Annotated in this window: 16 protein-coding genes; 4 read left to right on the top strand and 12 right to left on the bottom strand. The window is 43.7% G+C overall.

The window, feature by feature from the left end:
• Positions 1-44 precede the first annotated feature (44 nt).
• Positions 45-1,301 (bottom strand): pyridoxal phosphate-dependent aminotransferase, encoded by a 1,257-nt coding sequence (locus tag KXD93_RS07500; RefSeq protein WP_258136359.1) that lies wholly within the window; start codon positions 1,299-1,301, stop codon positions 45-47.
• Between the two features lie 196 nt (positions 1,302-1,497).
• On the opposite strand from KXD93_RS07500, the gene efp reads away from it, so the two are divergent.
• The gene (efp, locus tag KXD93_RS07505; RefSeq protein WP_258136360.1) at positions 1,498-2,061 is read left to right on the top strand and encodes an elongation factor P; all 564 of its coding nucleotides are present in this window, start codon (positions 1,498-1,500) and stop codon (positions 2,059-2,061) included.
• Positions 2,062-2,172: 111 nt separating this feature from the next.
• On the opposite strand, the gene KXD93_RS07510 is transcribed toward efp, so the two are convergent.
• The 4 genes from KXD93_RS07510 to KXD93_RS07525 all read right to left on the bottom strand — a co-directional run bounded on the left by KXD93_RS07510 (position 2,173) and on the right by KXD93_RS07525 (position 4,603).
• A complete protein-coding gene (locus tag KXD93_RS07510) occupies positions 2,173-2,601 on the bottom strand; it encodes a DUF5990 family protein (RefSeq protein ID WP_258136362.1) in 429 nt (142 codons plus the stop codon).
• A gap of 52 nt (positions 2,602-2,653) precedes the next feature.
• Positions 2,654-3,421 carry an exodeoxyribonuclease III gene (locus KXD93_RS07515; protein ID WP_258136364.1) on the bottom strand — a complete coding sequence of 256 codons (768 nt, stop codon included), beginning with the start codon at positions 3,419-3,421 and terminating at the stop codon, positions 2,654-2,656.
• Positions 3,422-3,505: 84 nt separating this feature from the next.
• Positions 3,506-4,216 carry a peptidylprolyl isomerase gene (locus KXD93_RS07520; protein WP_258136365.1) on the bottom strand — a complete coding sequence of 237 codons (711 nt, stop codon included), beginning with the start codon at positions 4,214-4,216 and terminating at the stop codon, positions 3,506-3,508.
• A 36-nt stretch (positions 4,217-4,252) separates the two neighbouring features.
• Positions 4,253-4,603 carry a hypothetical protein gene (locus KXD93_RS07525; protein WP_258136366.1) on the bottom strand — a complete coding sequence of 117 codons (351 nt, stop codon included), beginning with the start codon at positions 4,601-4,603 and terminating at the stop codon, positions 4,253-4,255.
• 255 nt (positions 4,604-4,858) lie between these two features.
• Here KXD93_RS07525 and KXD93_RS07530 point away from each other — a divergent pair, with 255 nt between their 5' ends.
• Positions 4,859-5,194: a hypothetical protein gene (locus KXD93_RS07530; protein ID WP_258136367.1), complete on the top strand. Its 336-nt coding sequence runs from the start codon at positions 4,859-4,861 to the stop codon at positions 5,192-5,194.
• Positions 5,195-5,330: 136 nt separating this feature from the next.
• Positions 5,331-7,829, top strand: coding sequence for a TonB-dependent receptor (locus tag KXD93_RS07535; protein ID WP_258136368.1), 2,499 nt, complete (start codon positions 5,331-5,333; stop codon positions 7,827-7,829).
• A gap of 65 nt (positions 7,830-7,894) precedes the next feature.
• On the opposite strand, the gene KXD93_RS07540 is transcribed toward KXD93_RS07535, so the two are convergent.
• Positions 7,895-8,278, bottom strand: coding sequence for a winged helix-turn-helix transcriptional regulator (locus tag KXD93_RS07540; protein ID WP_258136369.1), 384 nt, complete (start codon positions 8,276-8,278; stop codon positions 7,895-7,897).
• Between the two features lie 97 nt (positions 8,279-8,375).
• On the opposite strand from KXD93_RS07540, the gene KXD93_RS07545 reads away from it, so the two are divergent.
• Positions 8,376-8,741 (top strand): DoxX family protein, encoded by a 366-nt coding sequence (locus tag KXD93_RS07545; protein WP_258136370.1) that lies wholly within the window; start codon positions 8,376-8,378, stop codon positions 8,739-8,741.
• Between the two features lie 65 nt (positions 8,742-8,806).
• Here the strand turns inward: KXD93_RS07545 and KXD93_RS07550 are convergent, their stop codons facing one another.
• The 6 genes from KXD93_RS07550 to KXD93_RS07575 all read right to left on the bottom strand — a co-directional run bounded on the left by KXD93_RS07550 (position 8,807) and on the right by KXD93_RS07575 (position 19,432).
• Positions 8,807-9,850, bottom strand: a complete 1,044-nt coding sequence (locus KXD93_RS07550) for an adenylate/guanylate cyclase domain-containing protein (protein WP_258136371.1) — start codon at positions 9,848-9,850, stop codon at positions 8,807-8,809.
• A complete protein-coding gene (locus KXD93_RS07555; RefSeq protein ID WP_258136372.1) occupies positions 9,850-10,233 on the bottom strand; it encodes a response regulator in 384 nt (127 codons plus the stop codon). Before KXD93_RS07555 ends, KXD93_RS07550 begins: the two co-directional genes overlap by 1 nt.
• Positions 10,234-10,259: 26 nt before the next feature.
• A complete protein-coding gene (locus KXD93_RS07560) occupies positions 10,260-12,254 on the bottom strand; it encodes an ATP-binding protein (RefSeq protein ID WP_258136373.1) in 1,995 nt (664 codons plus the stop codon).
• 5 nt (positions 12,255-12,259) lie between these two features.
• Complete coding sequence (locus KXD93_RS07565) at positions 12,260-14,419, bottom strand: sensor histidine kinase (protein WP_258136374.1); 2,160 nt, start codon at positions 14,417-14,419, stop codon at positions 12,260-12,262.
• A gap of 124 nt (positions 14,420-14,543) precedes the next feature.
• Positions 14,544-15,845: a sensor histidine kinase gene (locus KXD93_RS07570; RefSeq protein ID WP_258136375.1), complete on the bottom strand. Its 1,302-nt coding sequence runs from the start codon at positions 15,843-15,845 to the stop codon at positions 14,544-14,546.
• A 74-nt stretch (positions 15,846-15,919) separates the two neighbouring features.
• Entirely contained in the window at positions 15,920-19,432 is a 3,513-nt protein-coding gene (locus KXD93_RS07575) for a sensor histidine kinase (protein ID WP_258136376.1), read from the bottom strand.
• Positions 19,433-19,539: the final 107 nt, after the last annotated feature.

Below are 19,539 nucleotides of genomic sequence, written 5' to 3' on the forward strand. Positions count from 1 at the left end.
GCTCCCGGAAATCGGAAGCCTTTTATAGCGAAAAAGGGTGCGTGTTAAACCAGCTTAGTAAGCGCTGCTCTCACCCTTGGTATCAGTTGTTCAATATCTTGTAAGGTACTTGCACCTACCGATGCCCTGAACCATGGGGTGTCGTCATCTGTTCCAAACGCGGCGAATGGCACGAATGCAACCTTCGCTTCCTTAATTAAATAGAAATTTGTATCTGCCGATGTTTTTAATACAGTACCGTCTGGAGTGGTTTTACCGGCATAATCAACTTTAATAGTTAAGTAGATGGCTCCCATCGGCTCAATAGCATCAACATTAAACCCATCGGCCTTCATTTGTTGAAAACCCTGGTACAGCGTATTTAAGCTGTTTTGAATATTGCCTTTTAATTCGGCCAGGTAAGTATTAACGTCGTGATCCTGTTTTAAAAACTTAGCCATGGCAACCTGCTCGGCCTTTGGCGACCAGGCGCCCATGTGGCCAACAATGGCCTTCATGTGGCTAACAACTTCGGTTGGGCCAAAGCCCCAGCCAACGCGTACGCCGGTAGCGGCAAAACATTTGGAGGCGCCGTCAACAAAAATGGTAACATCCTTTAACTCGGGACGAAGCGTTACCGGGTTAAAATGCTCGTGTTTGCCGAAGGTAAGTTGTGAATAGATCTGATCATATAATAAGTAAAGCGGCTTTTCGCCGGCTTTACGGGTTTTGTTCTCGGCAATCACCAAATCGCAGATCTCTTCCAGGTCTTTTTTGGTGAACATGGTACCTGTTGGGTTAAGCGGCGAGCAAAGCGCCAGCAGGGCGGCACCCTTTAAATGCGGGGCAAGCTCGGCAGCAGTGGGCATAAAATTATGCTCAGGACGAGTGGGTATAATAACAGCCTCGGCCTTTAACAGATCGCAATAGTGATTGTTGTTCCAGGACGGGGCAGGGAAAACCACTTTATCTCCCGGATCAACGACTGCTAAAAATATAGAATAGATCAACGGCCTTGAACCGCCCGAAACCAGGATCTGGTTGGGGGCATAGTCCAGGTCAAACCTGCTTTTTAAAAATGCAGATACACTTTCGCGCAGGTTCAGCATGCCGTCGGCTGGCGGGTAGTTGGTTTGGTTATCGGCATAAGCCTCAACAATACCTTGTTTCAGCTGCGCTGGGATAGGGTAAATATTTGAGTCAAAATCGCCAATGGTTAAATTGGCAATGTTTTGTCCCTGGCGTTTAAGTTCGTTTATCTCGCCTGCAATTTTAATAATTTCGGAGCCGTGCAGGTTCCGGGCTAATGAAGAAACACTCATGTTAATGTGCTGATTTTTGATGTGCAAAGTTAAGCTAAAAGCTGAAAGCGAAAAGCCCAAAGCAAAAAAGGAAATTACGCTTAAAAATCATCCAACGGAAAGTGAAAGCTTTCTGCTTTAGTCTTTTAGCTTTCAGCCCGAACCCCCTTGTTTCTTTCCCTATAACTCCCTAAGTTTGCGCCTCAATAAAATTGTTATGGCTAAAGCATCTGAAATAAAAAATGGCAACATCCTTCGTTTCAATGGCGAACTGTTGCAGGTAGAAGAATTTTTGCACCGCACACCGGGTAACCTGCGCGCTTTTTACCAGGCACGGATGCGTAACGTAAAATCGGGCAAGCTGGTTGAATACCGTTTCCGTACTGATGAGGATGTAACCATTGCCCGTGTTGAAACCAATAACTACCAGTATCTATACGAAGATGGCGACTCATTGGTAATAATGGACAACACAACCTACGATCAGCATAATGTGCCTAAAAACCTGTTCGGCCCGGCTGTAAAATTCCTTAAAGAAGGCATGAACGTAATTGTTGCCTTTGAAAGCGAAGAGCCTATTATGGGATCTATCCCCGGATCTGCTGAATTGGAGATCACTTACACCGAGCCTGCTGTTAAGGGCGATACTTCAACCGGCGCCATGAAAAACGCCACAGTTGAAACCGGTGCAGAAATTAAAGTGCCCTTGTTTATTAATATAGGCGATAAGGTAAAGGTTGATACCGCTACCGGCGCGTACGTGGAAAGAGTGAAAGCGTAAGGGGCCCCTACCCCCTAAAGGGGAATAAGAAATAGAATTGAAAGCCTCCGGAAAAGGGGGCTTTTCTGTTGATCCGGCAAGCAGCAACGAATACTGCAATATACTATTACGCTATATCCGCAAATGCCAGCCTGCAAAGGGTTTCACAGTTGCGCAGGTTGGGCTGCCATCCTTTGCTGTACCGGGAACAATTGTCTCAAGCCCCGAATTTTCATTTGCCCTGTTAATCAGATCCCAACTGATGTCTCTCAGTGGAATTTTAAGCCGCCGGCTCCACGGTGAAACCTGGCCAGCAAAAGTGCCGATGCCTATATAAATAAACTTTTCTACCGGCGGGCCTTGTACATAGGGGCCTCCAAATCGCGCCAATTCAGTTTTTGCCGGATCGACCTTTACATCAATCATTAATTCAAAATGCAGGTCGCCATCAGCTGAAATTTGTACCTGCACAGCTTCAACTACATTACCATGTCCCTTTTGCAGTGCGAAATGAATGCCAGCAGGGGGCTTTTGTAAGATGATATGGAGATTGACGGTCATTTTGAACGTAAATTTTGTGTCTGATAACCAATGCTATTTATTCAAACCAAGTTTAAAACATTAGCTCCAGTAATACCGGGCAATGGTCGGAATGCTTTGCCTCCGGTAAAATGGCAGCTCTTTTTATATGTTCTTCCAGCGCACTTGTAGCCATGTTATAATCAATACGCCAGCCCAGGTTTTTGGCCCGTGAATTCGCCCTAAAGCTCCACCATGTATAATTGTGCGGCTCCTTGTTCATGTGCCGGAAGGTATCTATATAACCAGACTCTAAAAAATTCTCCATCCATTCGCGTTCCTCAGGTAAAAAACCGGATGAATTTGCGTTTGATTTCGGGTTGTGAATGTCTATGGGACGGTGACAGATATTATAATCGCCGGATACTACCAGCTTTGGGCATTGCGATTGCAGCAGCTCAAGGTAACGGCCAAACTCATCTAAAAAACGGTACTTAAAAGCTTGCCGGTCATCACCGCTTGAGCCTGACGGAAAATAAACGCTCATTACCGATACTTCGTCAAAATCAACCCTGATATTGCGGCCCTCCCGGTCATAATCGTTGATGCCGCAGCCATACTCAACATGCTTTGGGGTTTGTTTGGTTAAAATGGCTGTGCCACTATAACCCTTCTTTTCGGCAGGATACCAGTAATGTTCGTAGCCAAGATCCTCAACTAATTTCAGATCAGTTATTACATCCGGCGAAGCCTTAATTTCCTGCAGGCAAACTACGTCGGCATCGGTAGCCTGCAGCCAGGCCAGCCAGTTTTTGCTGATTGCCGAGCGAATGCCGTTAACATTATAGGTGATGATCTTCATGAAGCCCCCTAGCCCCCTAAAGGGGGAATTATTTTTAGTGTTGATATAATTAATTATTGAAACCTCCCGGTATCTGCTCCCCCTTTAGGGGGCCGGGGGGCTAAGTATTTTATCAAGCTGTTTGCATTCTTTTTTACTCAGCAATTCTACGGTCATTGGTACATCTACAGCTGGGCGATCATTTTTGTCTTTTTTTACCGCAGCAATCTTGTCGACCATATCAATGCCGGTAACAACCTCGCCATAAACGGTATAACCCTGGTCTAAATGCGGGGCTCCGCCAACAGATTCATAATATTCGCGCTGCCATGCCGGGATTTTATGTCCTTTCAGGCGGGTTTGCTCAAGCGTATCCAGTTTGCCGGCGCTAAACCGTTTGCCTTCCACAATATAAAACTGGCAGCCACTTGATGCTTTAGCGGGGTTGTCATCCCGCGCAGCAGCCAATACGCCGCGTTTATGAAACAGGCTGTCCCTGAATTCTGCCGGAACGGTGTACCCAACATCGCCATTGCCAAGTTCGGCCCCTGGTTTTGCCTTGGTGGTATCTTTTGAATCAGGATCGCCACCCTGGATCATAAAGTTCTGGATAACGCGGTGAAACAAGGTGCCATTATAAAAGCCCTTCTTTGCCAGCTTTATAAAATTATCGCGGTGCTTGGGTGTTTCGTTATACAGTCGGATGATACAGCTGCCATAGCTGGTTTTTATCCGCACATACTGGTTTTTGGGCCCTTTGGCAAAAGCTGTTGTGATGGCCAGTAAGAGGAGTGCTGTAGTAAAAAGTTTCTTCATATATGTTTTGTTTATCAAGCGAATCAATGGTTCAAACTAATCCACCATCCCTAACTCCTCAAAATAATCAATCATCAGCGATTTCAAAACCATTTCCTGTTCAAGCAAAGTATAGTTAGGGATCACGTCAACCCGTTTCCAATGCGGCCAGCCGTCCTGGTCCAGCCCTTCCAGCTCATAAAAGCCCATTTTACTGAATAGCTTACAGTTGGCAATATGCATCAGCTCCTCCTTTTGCCGTTTGCTGAATTTACGCGGGCCTTGTCCAAGCTCCTGCACGCCAATCAAAAACAACATCACCTTCAGATCCGGCTTCTCGTTATCAAACTCATCAGCAATGCGTTGCTGTAAGGCACTCCATTTTAAATTAATCTCGGCTGGTTTCACGGGAACAAATATAAGTTAGTTCATGGTTCATAGTTGATGGTTCATGGTAAAAAGTGCATTTAGTTCATGGTTCATGGTAACGTGCAGATGGCGCAATTTAGCTATCATTATATCACCTAACCTTTTTTCGGCTATGAACTATGAACCATCAACCATGAACCTCATGCAATTTAGTTGCATTTAAACAAGATTGTTACCTTTATTGATATTTTTATTATTTACTTTTGCAGCTTACTGCTGTATTAGCTAACTGACTTGAAAACTAATAAACGCCATATTATCCATGCATGGATTTTATTGATCTGCTTTATCGCAGGCCAGTATATGGTGTATTCTCACCAGCACAAGCTGATTAAGGAAACAGAGCAGTCTTACTCCGCTAACAAACCGCAGCCGCATCAAACCGTTTCCGAGAAATGCCAGTTATGCGATGCTATGCATCACAACAGCATGGTTATTACCAGCAATGTTACTGTTAGCCCCATCTCGGTTACTGATCATGTTTACAAATCACCTGTATATAACTTCACAAGCTTAGCGCTTATTCTCTCCGGTGGCCGTGCCCCGCCCTGTGCCAATTATTCAGTTTAAAAGCTAAAGGCTTTTTGTGTTAACACAAATGATCAACAGATCGAATTTGATTGTCACTTTTTAGGCCGATGAACGTCTAAACCGTAATCGATCAAAGGTCGCCGGTCCAATTCTTTAATAATTCAGACTAACAATAATGAAATTTAAGATAAGAATATTAAGCTTACTCTCACTACTGGTATTATGCACGGCAATTACCGCTATTGCTGCGGTAAAAAATACCGATGTCCCTGTAGGAAACCTGATAGGAACAGTAACCGATAAAACCAACGGGCAAACCATTATAGGAGCTACCGTAAACATTCCCGATTTAAGGCGCGGAACAATAACCGATGCCAACGGACATTACAAGCTGGAAAATCTGCCTAAAGGCGTTTACCTGGTCCAGGTTACCTACCTGGGCTACGCCGCTTTTAACCAAAAGGTTGATTTTACGAAAACAACAACGTTGGATATCCAGTTACAACCGTCTTCGCTAGAAGCAGGAGAGGTAGTTATTACCGGTGTGAGCAAGGCTACAGAAATAAAACGCGATCCTGTGCCGATGGTTGCCGTAGGTAAAACATTTATTGACCAGCGCTCTGCCGCAGGCAACGTTATCGATATGATAGCCAACATTCCAGGCGTTAGTGCGGTAACTACCGGACCTAACGTTTCAAAGCCATTTATCCATGGTTTGGGTTATAATCGCGTAGTGACGCTTGAAGACGGGATCCGCCAGGAGGGCCAGCAATGGGGAGATGAACATGGTGTAGAAGTTGATCAAAACTCCATCGACCGCGTAGAAGTTATAAAGGGCCCGGCCAGCTTATCCTACGGCTCTGACGCTATTGGTGGTGTTGTAAATTTAATTACGCCGCCACCTGTTGCTGATGGAAAGATACTTGGATCGGTACAGGGAACGTATGGCACTAATAACGGCTTAATGAACGGCTCGTTCAGATTGTATGGTAATCAAAACGGATTGGTTTGGGGTACCATATTGTCGGCTAAGGAAGCAAAGGATTACCAGAATCAGCACGACGGCAGGGTATACGCAACCAACTTTAAGGAAAAGGATGCCCGCTTCATGATCGGCCTGAATAAGTCATGGGGAACTTCATTTTTTAATGCATCGTTATTTGATGATCAGCAGGCAATTCCTGATGGTAGCCGCGACTCGCTTACCCGCAAGTTTACCAAGCAGGTAACTGAAGACGATTTGTTCCGGCCGATTGTTTCCCCATCTGAGCTGAATTCATACAATATTCCTGTTTTACATCAGCATGTACAGTTATACCGGATCTATAACAACAGCAATTTTAACTTAGGCAGTGGCAATTTAATTGTGAACCTTGGTTACCAGTTTAGTCACCGTCGTGAATTTACCCACCCGGAAGATCCTGATGTTGCGGGACTAAACCTGCATTTAAGCACCTATACCTACGACTTTAAATACAACTTTGATTTAGGAATGGGTTATGAAACCACCGTTGGCGTAAACGGGCAATACCAGAACAATACCATTGGTGATGCTACCGATTTCCCTATTCCGGCTTATCACCAGTTTGATATCGGTCCTTTTTTGATCATGAAAAAGACCTTTGGCAAGCTTGATTTGTCAGGCGGTGCCAGGTTCGACACGCGGTCTTTCCACGGACAGGCAGCTTATATCGATACTGCCGGGAAATATCAGCAGCTTTACACCGGTTCTAACCCGGAAAGTGCGCCAAATGTAGTATCGCAATTTCCGGCTTTAAATAAAACCTTTTCAGGCTTTAACGGCAGCTTCGGTGGTGCATACAATTTCTCCGACCACTTTTTGTTAAAGGCGAATATTGCACGTGGTTTCCGCGCACCAAGTATTGCGGAGCTCTCGGCAAACGGCCCTGATCCAGGCTCACAGATCTACCATGTAGGTAATCCTGATTTCAAGCCGGAGTTCAGTACCCAGGAGGATATTGGCGCGTTCCTTACCCTGCCAAATGTATCGTTCAGCGTTGAGCTATTTAACAACAATATCCAAAACTACATTTTCCAGGAGCAGGAGCTAAATGCCGACGGCTCACCTGTACTAACACAAGGGTACAATACTTTTACCTATGTGCAAAGCAAAGCCAGGATAAATGGCGGCGAGTTTAGCCTGGATATCCATCCGCTTAAATGGCTGCACTTTGAAAATTCGCTGGCCTTAACCTACGGACAAAACCTGGGTACAGGTGGTAAAGTTCCCGATAGTTTGAAATACCTGCCATTCATCCCACCGCTGCACACGCACTCGGAGTTGAAAGCTAATTTTAGCAAGGGCTTTAGCAATTTCAGGAACGTGTACGCCTTTTTTGGGTTTGACCATTTCAGCGCACAGAACCGCTTTTTTGCAGCATATGGCACTGAAACTTACACCGCAGGCTACAACCTGTTAAGCGGTGGCATCGGTACTGACCTGGTTGACGGCGGCGGAAAAACTATCGCCAAATTGTTTATAGAAGGAACAAACCTTGGCAATGTAAATTACCAGTCGAACATGAGCAGGTTGAAGTATTTTGATAACGCAACTGTTCCGGCCGGCGTTCAACCGGGTATTTTCAACATGGGGCGCAACATCAGCTTTAAGGTAGTAGTACCTTTTGATTTGTCGCCGCATCCAAAATCATAATATAAATAACTATTGATAATCCTAAAGTCCCGCCCTTAAAAGCGGGATTTTTTGTTTTGATGGGTTTAGTCCGCAGGCGAATTGCGCATGCTTTTTATAATGCGCTCGCGGTGCTGAAGCCCCCAGTTCCTTAGCTCATTAACCACATTGTCTAACGATCTGCTATAGGGCGTAAGCTCATACATCACTGTAACCGGTGTGGTAGGGAACACCTTACGGACTACAAATTCATTCATTTCCAATTCCCGTAATTCTTTCGAGAGAATTTTTGGAGTAATTCCATCAAGCGTGCGTTGGATCTCGTTAAAACGTTTCGATCCGTTTGAAAGCGAAACGATCAGCGGCAGCTTCCACTTGCCGTTTAACACATATAAAGCATCCTTTACAGCATTTACGCTGGCACTGCACGCTTCCGGAGTGTGTACTGCATCTATAAAACTTGTTTCCATATATCTAAACTATCCAAAAGGATAGCGCTATCCTTTTGGATAGTACTATCTTTTTAATAGTAAAGGTAACTATTTTTGCTCCAATAAAAAAAGAAAAATGAAGGCTATAAAAATTACTTACTGGGTTACCACTTCAATTATCGGGTTAATGATGATCTATTCGGCTTATGCCTATTTAACGCAGGCGGCTGTAGCACAGGGGTTTGTTCATCTTGGCTTCCCCTCGTATTTTAGGGTTGAACTGGCTATTGCCAAATTGATTGGAGCGATACTAATTCTTACTCCGCTTAGTGCAAGGATAAAGGAATGGGCTTACGCTGGATTCACCATCACATTTGTATCCGCATTTATCGCCCACACAGCCTCCGGCGATCCGGTTTCGAGATGGGTGATGCCTGTGATATTTTTGGTGGTGCTGGCAGTGTCTTATTACACCTATAATAAGCTGCCTAAGAAAATCTAACAAACCTTATTTGCTATTGCGCGATGGAAAATTGCAGAGCTGCATACATCATCCCGTAATAGCAATTATTCAATCACCTCGTAAATAGTAACAGGTTTTGCCTTGTTTTTAAGCACAACCTCGCCTATCTTTTCGCATTTGAATGATTCCTTTGCCTTGTGGTAAACTTCTTCGGTAATTATAATTTGTCCGGCCTTAGCTGCAGATTGCAGGCGTTGTGATAAGTTCACTGTGTCGCCAATTACCGTATAGTCCAGGCGTTTTAATGATACCGATCCTATATTACCCGACACCATCTCGCCCGAATTAATGCCTATTGATACTGCCGGTTTATAGGAAATATCCCCCAGCTTTATCTCTTCCATATTCTTTAAATGCTCTCTAACTACCAATGCCACGTCAATGGCTTTATCGAGATGATAATCACCTCTAAAAACCGCCATTATAGCATCGCCCATAAACTTATCTACATGGCCACCCTGCGCCAAAATTTCCTTCACAATGCTGTCAAATAAACCATTAAGTAAGGTTACAACCGTATTGGCCGGAACCTGCTCCGTAATGGCAGTAAAACCGCACACATCAATAAACATAACGGTGCCGTCAATCAGTTCATTCTTCATCAGGCTGCCTTCAAACTCCTTGTGGTTCATGAAGTTCAGCACGTTCTCATCCACATACATCTTAAGGATGTTGTTTTCCTTGATGGCCTTCATGGTTTCCTGCAGCTGCCTTACATGTATTATGGTTTTTTCCATGGTAAGGTCAAGATCTTCAAAGTCTACCGGTTTGCACACAAAGTCGAATGCGCCGCGATTCATGGCGGTGCGAATGTTTTGCATATCGCCATAGGCGGATACCACCACGGCTTTGACCATCGGATTTGCTTCGGGCAGGCGGCTAAGCAGGGTCAGGCCATCCATAATGGGCATATTAATATCGCTCAAAATAACATCCAGGTCAGGATGTTCCTTTACACGTTCAAGCGCCTCTTCGCCATTTTGGGCAAAAACAAACTCATATATATTTTCACGGATTTTCCGGCGAAATTTTTGCTTTACCAGTAATTCCAGGTCCGCTTCGTCGTCCACTACCAGTATTTTGGCCATTATTCTGTAAACGTTTTAAGTTTCTCCTTTAGTAAATTAAAATCAAGGGGCTTTGTTAAAAAATCATTGGCGCCGTTTTCCATAGCCTGCCTGTGGTTTTCCTCATCGCCATAAGCGGTTATCATCATTACAACCGGTGGTGGGGGCGGGTTGTGAAAATCATGACGGATATGCGTAAGCAATTCCAACCCGCTCATGCCAGGCATATTGATGTCCGACAGGATTAGCACGACCTCTGAATGTGCGCTGTGCAAATAAGTCAACGCTTCCTCGCCCGAAAGCGCGAACGAAAAATCAAATTCATTGTTCTTAATTTCCTTACGGAAGCGCTGTAGGAAAAGCGGTTGAACGTCTGCTTCGTCGTCGACTACGAGTATTTTCATGGCTGTTAAATATAGCTATTAAAAGTTTATACAGGAATTGAAATTGTGAACTCAGTGTAATTTCCTTCAATGCTATCAACACTCACCTTACCTCCATGTCCTTTTACAATAATATCATAACTTAGTGACAATCCCAACCCTGTTCCCTCTCCGGTTGGTTTGGTGGTAAAAAACGGCTGCATAATTTTATCCCTGATAGCGTCAGGGATCCCGTTACCATTGTCCCGAACCTTAATAGTTAGCTGCCCATTTTTGATTAGCGTAGTTACAGTAATTTCCGGTTTGTAAGCCGGCCCTGCGCTTTTCTTTTTTTGATTAACCGCATAAAATGCATTGTTGAATAGGTTCAGCAGCACCCGCCCAATGTCCTGTTGTACTACATTTATTTTAGGCAGATCATTGGCAAAATCAGTTATTATTTCTGCGTTGAACGATTTGTCTTTTGCCCGCAGGCCATGATAGGAAAGTTTTAAAAACTCTTCGGCAATTGCGTTGAGATTGGTTGGTTGTTTTTCACCACTACCTGTGCGACTGTGTTGCAGCATCCCTTTAACTATGCTATCAGCGCGTTTACCGTGGTGATTTATCTTTTGCTCGTTTTGCTTAAGGTCGGCAGCAATAACTAAAGCATCTTCAATATCGCCCACTTTCAACACTTCTTCCAACTCGTCAATCATCTCCTGGTTAACCTCCGAAAAATTATTTACAAAATTCAGCGGGTTCTGAATCTCGTGGGCAATGCCGGCAGTAAGTTCGCCGAGTGAAGCCATTTTTTCAGCCTGGATCAGTTGCGTTTGGGTTGATTTAAGGTTGCTTAGCGTAGCCTCTAAAACCATATTGGCTTTTTGTTTTTGCCGGTTATTCCGGTAAAATATAATGGACAATAACAACAGGATACCAATACCTGATAATAAAATAATCGTCGTGTTACGGGTTTTTGCCGCTGCTTTTTCCTTTTCAAGCTCCTGCAAACGGAGCTGTGTTTTGAACGATAATTGTTCAAAATCGGCCAGGTTTTTTATTGTGGTTTTAAAACTGCTGTCCCGCGCCAGCAGCGCCAGCCCCTGGTATTTATAGGCGCTATCAAAACTTGCTGTTAACCGATAGCTTTTGTAAAGATTTTCATAAGCGTCGCCGAGATCCTTGTTCCCCATATCGTTCAACACCCGTAGTGTTTTCTTTGCATAAAGCAAGCTGGAGTCCGGCCGTTTTTCCGAAACATAGTAGCGTGCCAGATCGGAATAAACCGAAGCTGTTACCTGGACGTTATTTGTTGCAACGCTTTGGACGGCACTTTTATGAAAAAATTGCAGCGCTATGTCCTTTTGGCCCTTCTTCAAATAAATTTCGCCGGTAATATAATAGGCCCAGCTCAGGTACATATCGTAACCACGTCGGTTTAGTATGTTAATGGCTTCCTTTTCAAATGCCAACGCAGAATCCACCCGGTTGAGTTTAAAATAAACATGGCCTAGGTTCATATTCACCATACCAAGTAATTGGCGGTCATCCGCTGCTGCCGCGAGCTTTTTAACTTCCCGGTATTCTGTTATCTGCTGATCGACGTTGTTTGTTGAGCCCATCAGATGCCCCATATCATGGCGGATACTTCCTAAAATACTTATCCTGTTTTTATATGGCGTTGTGTTTTTGTCAAGCGACCAGGTCTTGCCTTCGTTTTTTGGGTCTGATGCAATTGCGAGTGCCTGCTGCAGATATTTAAATGATTCGGGATATTTACCAAGGTGCATTAATTCATAGCCTTTAGAATCCAGTGCGTTGGCTTCATCAATTGCTTTGCCGTTTTTTCTCGCTATAGCCAGGCATTGATCAATATAATTAATTGCTATTGCCCTTTTATCTTCCGCATAATAATTCTCCAAAGCAACCATCGCTTTAAAACGGGCAGAGTCGGTTTTGGCAATTTTTAAAGCCTGTTGTAGACTATCTGTGGTACCTTGCTGCGCACGGGATAAAACAGGCATCAGCAAGAACAGTAATATATTTACGTAGCGTTTCATCTTTATTATGATTGATCGGGTAATGAGATTATAAACTCTGATCCCTCACCCGCTATACTATTAACCTGTATACTTCCTCCATGACCCTTCACCACCATATCATAAGTTAAAGATAGGCCTAATCCGGTTCCTTCGCCCGTAGGTTTCGTGGTAAAAAATGGTTGCATTATCTTTTCCTTAATAGCATCGGGAATACCAATGCCATTGTCGCTCACCTTAGCCCCCCAGCCCCCTGAAGGGGGGGCAAAAGTGGTAATCGTAACTGTTGGTTTATAATCTGCTCCGGCCGTTTTCTGTTTTTGATTTACCGCGTAAAATGCGTTATTAAAGAGGTTCAATAACACCCTGCCTAGATCTTGTTGCACTACATTTACCTTCGGCAGATTTTCATCGAAATTAGTAACCAGTTCGGCATTGAAGGTTTTATCTTTTGATCGTAAGCCATGGTACGAAAGCTTCAAAAATTCATCGGCTAAAGCATTCAGGTCAGTTGGTTGTTTCTCGCCGGTACCAATGCGGCTGTGTTCAAGCATGCCTTTAACAATGCTGTCAGCACGTTTGCCGTGGTGATTTATCTTTTGCAGGTTTTGGGTAAGGTCATCCGCAATGGCGATCACATCCTCTTTATTGCCGGCTTCGGCTTCTTCTTTTAATTCGCTCAATAATTCGACGCTCACCTCTGAAAAATTATTGACGAAGTTCAAAGGGTTCTGGATCTCATGGGCAATGCCGGCAGTAAGTTCACCAAGCGATGCCATTTTTTCGGCCTGGATGAGCTGCGTTTGTGTTTGCTTCAGGTGAGTTAATGATTGATTAAGTTCTGACGTTCGTTCATTAACCTGGGTTTCAAGTAATGTATTCTGATTAGCCAGTATTTGCTGCTTTTCCTGCTCCTGTGCCAGGTTTTGTGCCGATAAGAGCTGTACCTCATTCAACATGCTTAAAAGCTTTTTATTGGTCAGCGAATTTTGCACGCCCAGGTAAAAAGACATCCCTATAGGAAACCAAATAAGTCCGGCACCCCATAGTAACTGCGCCAAAACTGTACCCTGGTTTAATAAGCTGCTTATCGTTATGAATATGACATATAAGATGATCCCTGCAAGCACAAAACCCGCATCCTTTATCTTACGTTTTATGGCCCAAATACAAACATGCACCGCTTCCATCATAAACAACAAGGGTATCACATCAGTATTAATAATAAAACCTGTTACCCCGGTAAAATACATGTAGACAGCCGTCCCTGCTCCTAAAACCGACAGAAGTGAAAAAATCCTGCGGTACGGATAATTAAACAATGCATAAACAGTTAACAGCAGAAACAACATACCGATAACAAAGAATAAGCCTTCGCCATAAGCCATCCACATCTGAAGAGCAAGGTTTCCAAAACGGTTTATGCCCCATATCTCGTTGGGCAGGGTTATAAAACAAACGGACGCGCAAAAAAGAGCGTAATATAAATTCACCTTTTTCCGCCGATCAACAATGAAATATACCAGGTGAATACAAAAGACAATCAAAATCGCTCCACCAAATACGGTGAATAGGAGTATGAAGTTTTTTATTCCATCCAGGTAGATATGATAATTGGCTAATGCTGATGGATAATCATTTACATACAGGGCAAAAGCCGGTAACGGCTCAAAAAGCGAGGAAATATAGCTTAACCCCGGTTGATACGCCACCCGCACTGCAATAACGTTGTCCTTCCCGGGTTCAAGTTTGATAATAAACGGCTCCTTTGAAGTCAGATAACCGCTCACGACAGACGGATTGGAACTTACATTTCCATACCGTGCGATGAACTTCCCGTTCAAATATATCTCAGACGCAGTATATTGAGCAACACGCACAGCCAGCGTTTTGCCCATTAACGAACTGTCGACCAAGATATGCGTCCGTATCCATGCGATGCCCGCATTTTTAAGTTCGTCGAAATGTTGGATATCCTGGCCGGGGTCAATAGTTTTCCATTTACTGTCGTCAAAAGCTGCACTTTGCCAATGCAGGTTGTCGCCCGTGTGGAATTTCCATCCCTGTATTAAAGTATCCTGTTTCGACAGCCTATTTAAATGAAAACCCCGCCCGGTTTGCCCATTCTGCCCGTAAGAAATAAAAGAAAAAAACAAGGCACAAAAAAGCAATAATAATTTTTTCATAAACGCGCGGTCAATAAAGGTCGAAATAAAAAAATGCTCTTAACCGCTGCAGATCAGGTGGTTCAATCAAGCAGTTATTAGGAAAGGAAAAAGTATGGAAATTAATTTAATAAAGCAATACCCATTAAATTGGCAGCGAAATGATAAATTCTGTGTACTCGTTTTCCTTACTACGGATGTCGAGTTTACCCCCATGCGCCTTTACCACTATATCATAGCTTAACGAAAGACCCAATCCGGTACCTTCACCAGTTGGTTTGGTTGTGAAAAATGGCTGCATTATTTTATCCTTTATCGAGTCTGGGATTCCTGTGCCGTTGTCTTTTACCCTAATCTCCATGTACTTGCCTTTTAGCGATGTGGTGACCTCAACAACTGGTTTAAACGCTGCATCGGCTTTTTGCCTTTGCATAACCGCGTAAAAGGCATTATTAAACAGGTTCAATAACACCCGGCCTATATCTTGCGGCACCATATTGGCTAAAGGCAGATTGTCGGCCAAATGCGTTTCCAGGTTGGCGTTGAATGATTTGTCCTTTGCCCTAAGCCCATGGTAAGAAAGGCGCAGGTATTCGTCTGCAAGCTTATTAATATCAGTCGGTTCCTTGGTGGTGCTGCTGGCGCGGCTGTGCTGCAGCATTCCTTTAACTATCCCATCTGCACGTTGCCCGTGATGGCGGATCTTTTCCAGGTTTTGTTTAATATTTGCGGCAATGGCAATGGCTTCGTCCTTGTCCCCATTGTTTAACTCCTCTGTCATTTCTTCAATCAGTTCCATACTAACTTCGCTGAAATTATTAACGAAGTTAAGAGGATTCTGAATCTCGTGGGCAATCCCGGCGGTAAGCTCACCCAACGAGGCCATTTTTTCTGATTGGATAAGTTGGTCCTGTGTAGCCTTCAGCTCTTCAACTATTTCCTGCAGGTTTTCCTTCTGCTTCACCAGTTCGGCGGTACGCTCACTCACTAAAGCCTCAAGCTCTGCTTTCCGTTCGGCAGCAATGCGTAGTTCTTCTTCCTGTTTATTTGAGTTCGCCCATTTGCTGAAGATCCACACAAAGGAGGCTATTGTAGCAAACTCAAAGAAATTGTCATGCTTGTCATAAAATACCGGGGCAATAAGCTGTGTCACGCCCGTTATAAAGCTTACGCCAACCAGTGGGAAGTTGGCCTGCAAATAACTTTTTTGCCCTTTAAAGTCGGGTTCCTTATCCACATAAAGTAACAAGCCTAATAATAACGCAGCGCCGAGCATATTGTCGACCCCATCTTCAAGAAATGCTTGTACGGCTATATAAAGCACTATTACCACCCAGGTAGCTGTGTTAAAAAGTGTGCTCCATTTAAGATAGATATGTGTAGTTCTATAACGTTTTGATAAACGCCTGATCAATAAAAAAGCTGCAACGAAACAAAATACAGTCATGCGTTAAAATTAATATTTACATCCTAAATATAATTATTTTAATGTCTTTAAACTTCATTTGCCCATTCGGTTTGTTAACTCACCGGTAATGTAACCACAAATTCAGTATATTCCCCCTCTTTGCTATTGATATCAATCTTCCCGCCGTGTGCTTTTACCACAATATCATAGCTTAATGATAAGCCTAAACCGGTGCCCTCGCCTGTTGGCTTGGTGGTAAAAAAGGGCTGCATTATTTTATCCTTTATCGCATCGGGAATGCCGACACCATTATCTCTTACTTTGGCCCCCCAGCCCCCTGAAGGGGGAGCGAAAGTGGTAATCGTTACTGTTGGTTTATAATCCGGTCCTGCGGTTTTTGCTTTTTGATTTACGGCATAAAATGCATTGTTGAAAAGGTTTAGTAATACCCGGCCAATATCCTGCTGCACCACATTTGCCTTTGGTAATTTTTCATCAAAATTTGTTACCAGTTCGGCGTTAAAGGATTTATCCTTTGCCCTTAGGCCGTGGTAGGAAAGTTTTAAAAACTCGTCAGCCAAAGTATTAATATTGGTTGGTTGCCGCTCACCGGTGCTCGTGCGGCTGTGTTGCAGCATACCTTTTACAATAAAGTCGGCCCGTTTGCCATGGTGCTGGATCTTTCCAAGATTGATTTCCAGGTCGTCTGCAATGGCAATGGCGTCTTCGGTATTGCCGGCCTTTAATTCTTCCTTCAGCTCCTGCGTAAGCTCAACGCTTACCTCGCTAAAATTATTTACAAAGTTCAGTGGGTTTTGGATCTCGTGGGCTATACCGGCAGTGAGCTCACCAAGCGAAGCCATTTTCTCCGCCTGAATCAGTTGGTTTTGTGTGGATTTTAAATCAGTAATGGTTTCCGCAAGCTGGTCGCGCTGGGCTATTATTTCTTCCTGCTGCTCGCTTAATTGTTTGGTCCGGAGGCTTACCTTTTCTTCTAATAACTGATTTTCCATAATTAAATGGCGCGACCGGTAGTTGATGAAAAGGTATATCGAGGTAGCAAATAAAACAATATACAACAGCCACGCCCACCATTTAAACCACCACGGCGAATCTATGATAATTGTAAAGCTGTCGCCTGTGGTATTCCATATGCCCGAGCTATTGGCAGCCCTTACCCTGAACGTGTAGGTGCCTGGCGAAAGATTGTTATAGGTAATGGTGCGGTTTGTGCCTGCCTGTACCCATTGCCTGTCATATCCGTCCAGTTTACAGGCGTATATATTTTGTGCCGGGTTTTCATAATGCAGCGCTATGTAGTTAAATGTTAAGCTGTTTTCATCGTGGGCAAGCGTCAGGCTTTTGCGCCCGAAGGCCAAAACGTTTGTGGCTGATTTACTGTTGGCTCCCGGGTTGTTATAAGTTATACCTTCCAGGTGTACGACAGGAGGATATGGATCGCCATCCAGGTCCTTAGGATTAAAAATCGCAAGCCCATTGTTGATCGACAAAACAAATCGCCCGTCGGCCATATTCGTTCGCCCTAATTGAGCCGACTCCGCATCCGGTAAAATATCAGCCAGCTTATAATTTTTAAGCGCCATGGTTTTAGGATCAAGCCGGGTGAGGCCCCTGTCTGACGCCATCCACAGCCGCCCGGTACTGTCTTCCTTTATGTCGGTAATGCTGTTATATAACAAACCCGAACGTTCATCAATTTGCCGTTTATAAGTCCCGGTTTTCAAATCAAATTCAAATAGCCCGGTAAGGTAGGTGCCAACCCAGAACCTGCCCGTGTGGTCCTCGTAGATGGCCGAGATACACGTCATACGGGTGTTTTTCAGGGAATAGTAAGAGAAGAACTTACCTGTTTTACGATCGAAGCGATTGAGACTGCCCGCATTAGTACCAACCCAAAATGTATTTTGCCGGTCTTCGTACATTACTATTACCTGTCCGTCGTCAAGCGATCCATCGTTAACGTTATATAGTTTGGCGTAATCAGTATGATAAGGGTATCGGGTAATTTTTTTCGTTTGCGGATCAAAAGAGCAAAGCCCCTGGCTGTTGGCCAGGCCAAGCCAAATTATACCGGTATGGTCGCGAAAGATAGTATAAACATAGTCGTATGTGAGCGAGGCTGTGTCTTTAGGGTTGTTCCGGTAAACCTCCTTCTTGCCGGTTACGGTGTTATATGTTACAAAACCGCTGCTGGTTGCAATATAAAACACTTGGTTATCATCTACCGCATCCATTATTTTCTGCCCGGTATCTGCACTGAAGATCCTTTTAAAATTATTGGTGCCGTTTTGCCAGTCGTAAATTCCATTTTTATTCACTATCCCCGTATAACCGTTGCGTGTAGAGATTACGTGAGATGCTTCGCCGGGATAACTATTGCGAACACCCGGAATTTGCTTAATAACCTGGAAAGCACTTTTTAATTTATTTACCCGGTTTGCCCCTGCATAACCAAAACCTAACCAAAGCGCATTGGTATGGTCGACCAATTTAAAGGATACATCAGCTGAAGAGAGCGCTCCCGAATTAGTTTTATCCGTTTTATAATATTCAAACTTCCCGGTTTCGGGGTCGAAATAAAGCAGGTTATTCTGCGGCGACACCCAGAATTTACCGTCCTGATTTTCAACTATTCTGCCAAATGCTTTTATTTTTAGGCTATCGGCAGGTTTATAATTGGTAAATAACCCGGTTTGCCTATCCAGTTTTGATAATCCTGTTTCGGTAGCAAACCACAAGCGATGTTTTTTGTCCTCATAAATATCGTTTACGGATGCACTTGCCAGGCCAGCAGGCTGCGTCGAAGCGCTGTATTGTTTAATTATCCTGCCCTGTTTAATATCAAAACAGCTAATTTTTAAATCATGATTGATACCGTGAAAGGTGTTCATCCAAATAATACCGGGTTGTGATGCTGTAGCATACAATGGATTTACACCGATAGTTTTTGACGTATCTGATGAGGTTAGATTGGCGCTTAATGGCTTGCCCTTCCCGTTGTAACGGTATAATCCATTGGTGCCACCAAACCAAACACTCCCGTCGGATCTGTTTACAAAAAAATTGACGCGTTCTGCATTAATATAATTGTAGCCTTTATCCTGTTTGCTGAAAAACTCGTATTGGTGTGTTTTTACGTCAAACTTTACCGCCTTGTTAATTTTATCGTTTATATCGCCCCATAAATTTCCGGCGTTGTCAATTTTTTTCAGATTAAAATACTGAGAGAACTTAGTTGAGGGATACGCAAACTGATCAAAGGCGTCGGTGGCCCTGTTGTACCTGAAGATTCCATTGCCGGCAACAGTTACCCAAACTGCTTTATTAATGGTGTCGGCCATAACCGTAATTACATTGGTTACAGGCGACAGATTTATCTTATCCGATCCAAGGTAGTACACCTTGTAATTATAACCATCATATTTTACGAGGCCGTTTTGAGTCGCTATCCAAATGTATCCCTCTGAATCTTCGGCTATTGCGCGAACATATGATTCGGGCAGCCCTTTTTTAATATCCAGTTTATCGAAATACAGATGGTTAGTTTGAGCCTGGCCGCATAAACAAAAGGCAAGGATCAATATAAACAGCAAGGTTTTTTTCATAGGCGGAGCTATACCGTAATAATTGCTTTAAGTAAGCAAATAAACCGTGAATAAACAAATTCCGTTAGGCGGCAGAAATAAAACAATTAATATATTAGCCGCAAAAT

Origin of the sequence: Mucilaginibacter phenanthrenivorans, from assembly GCF_024721155.1 — a bacterium.
Taxonomy (GTDB): Bacteria; Bacteroidota; Bacteroidia; order Sphingobacteriales; family Sphingobacteriaceae; genus Mucilaginibacter; species Mucilaginibacter phenanthrenivorans.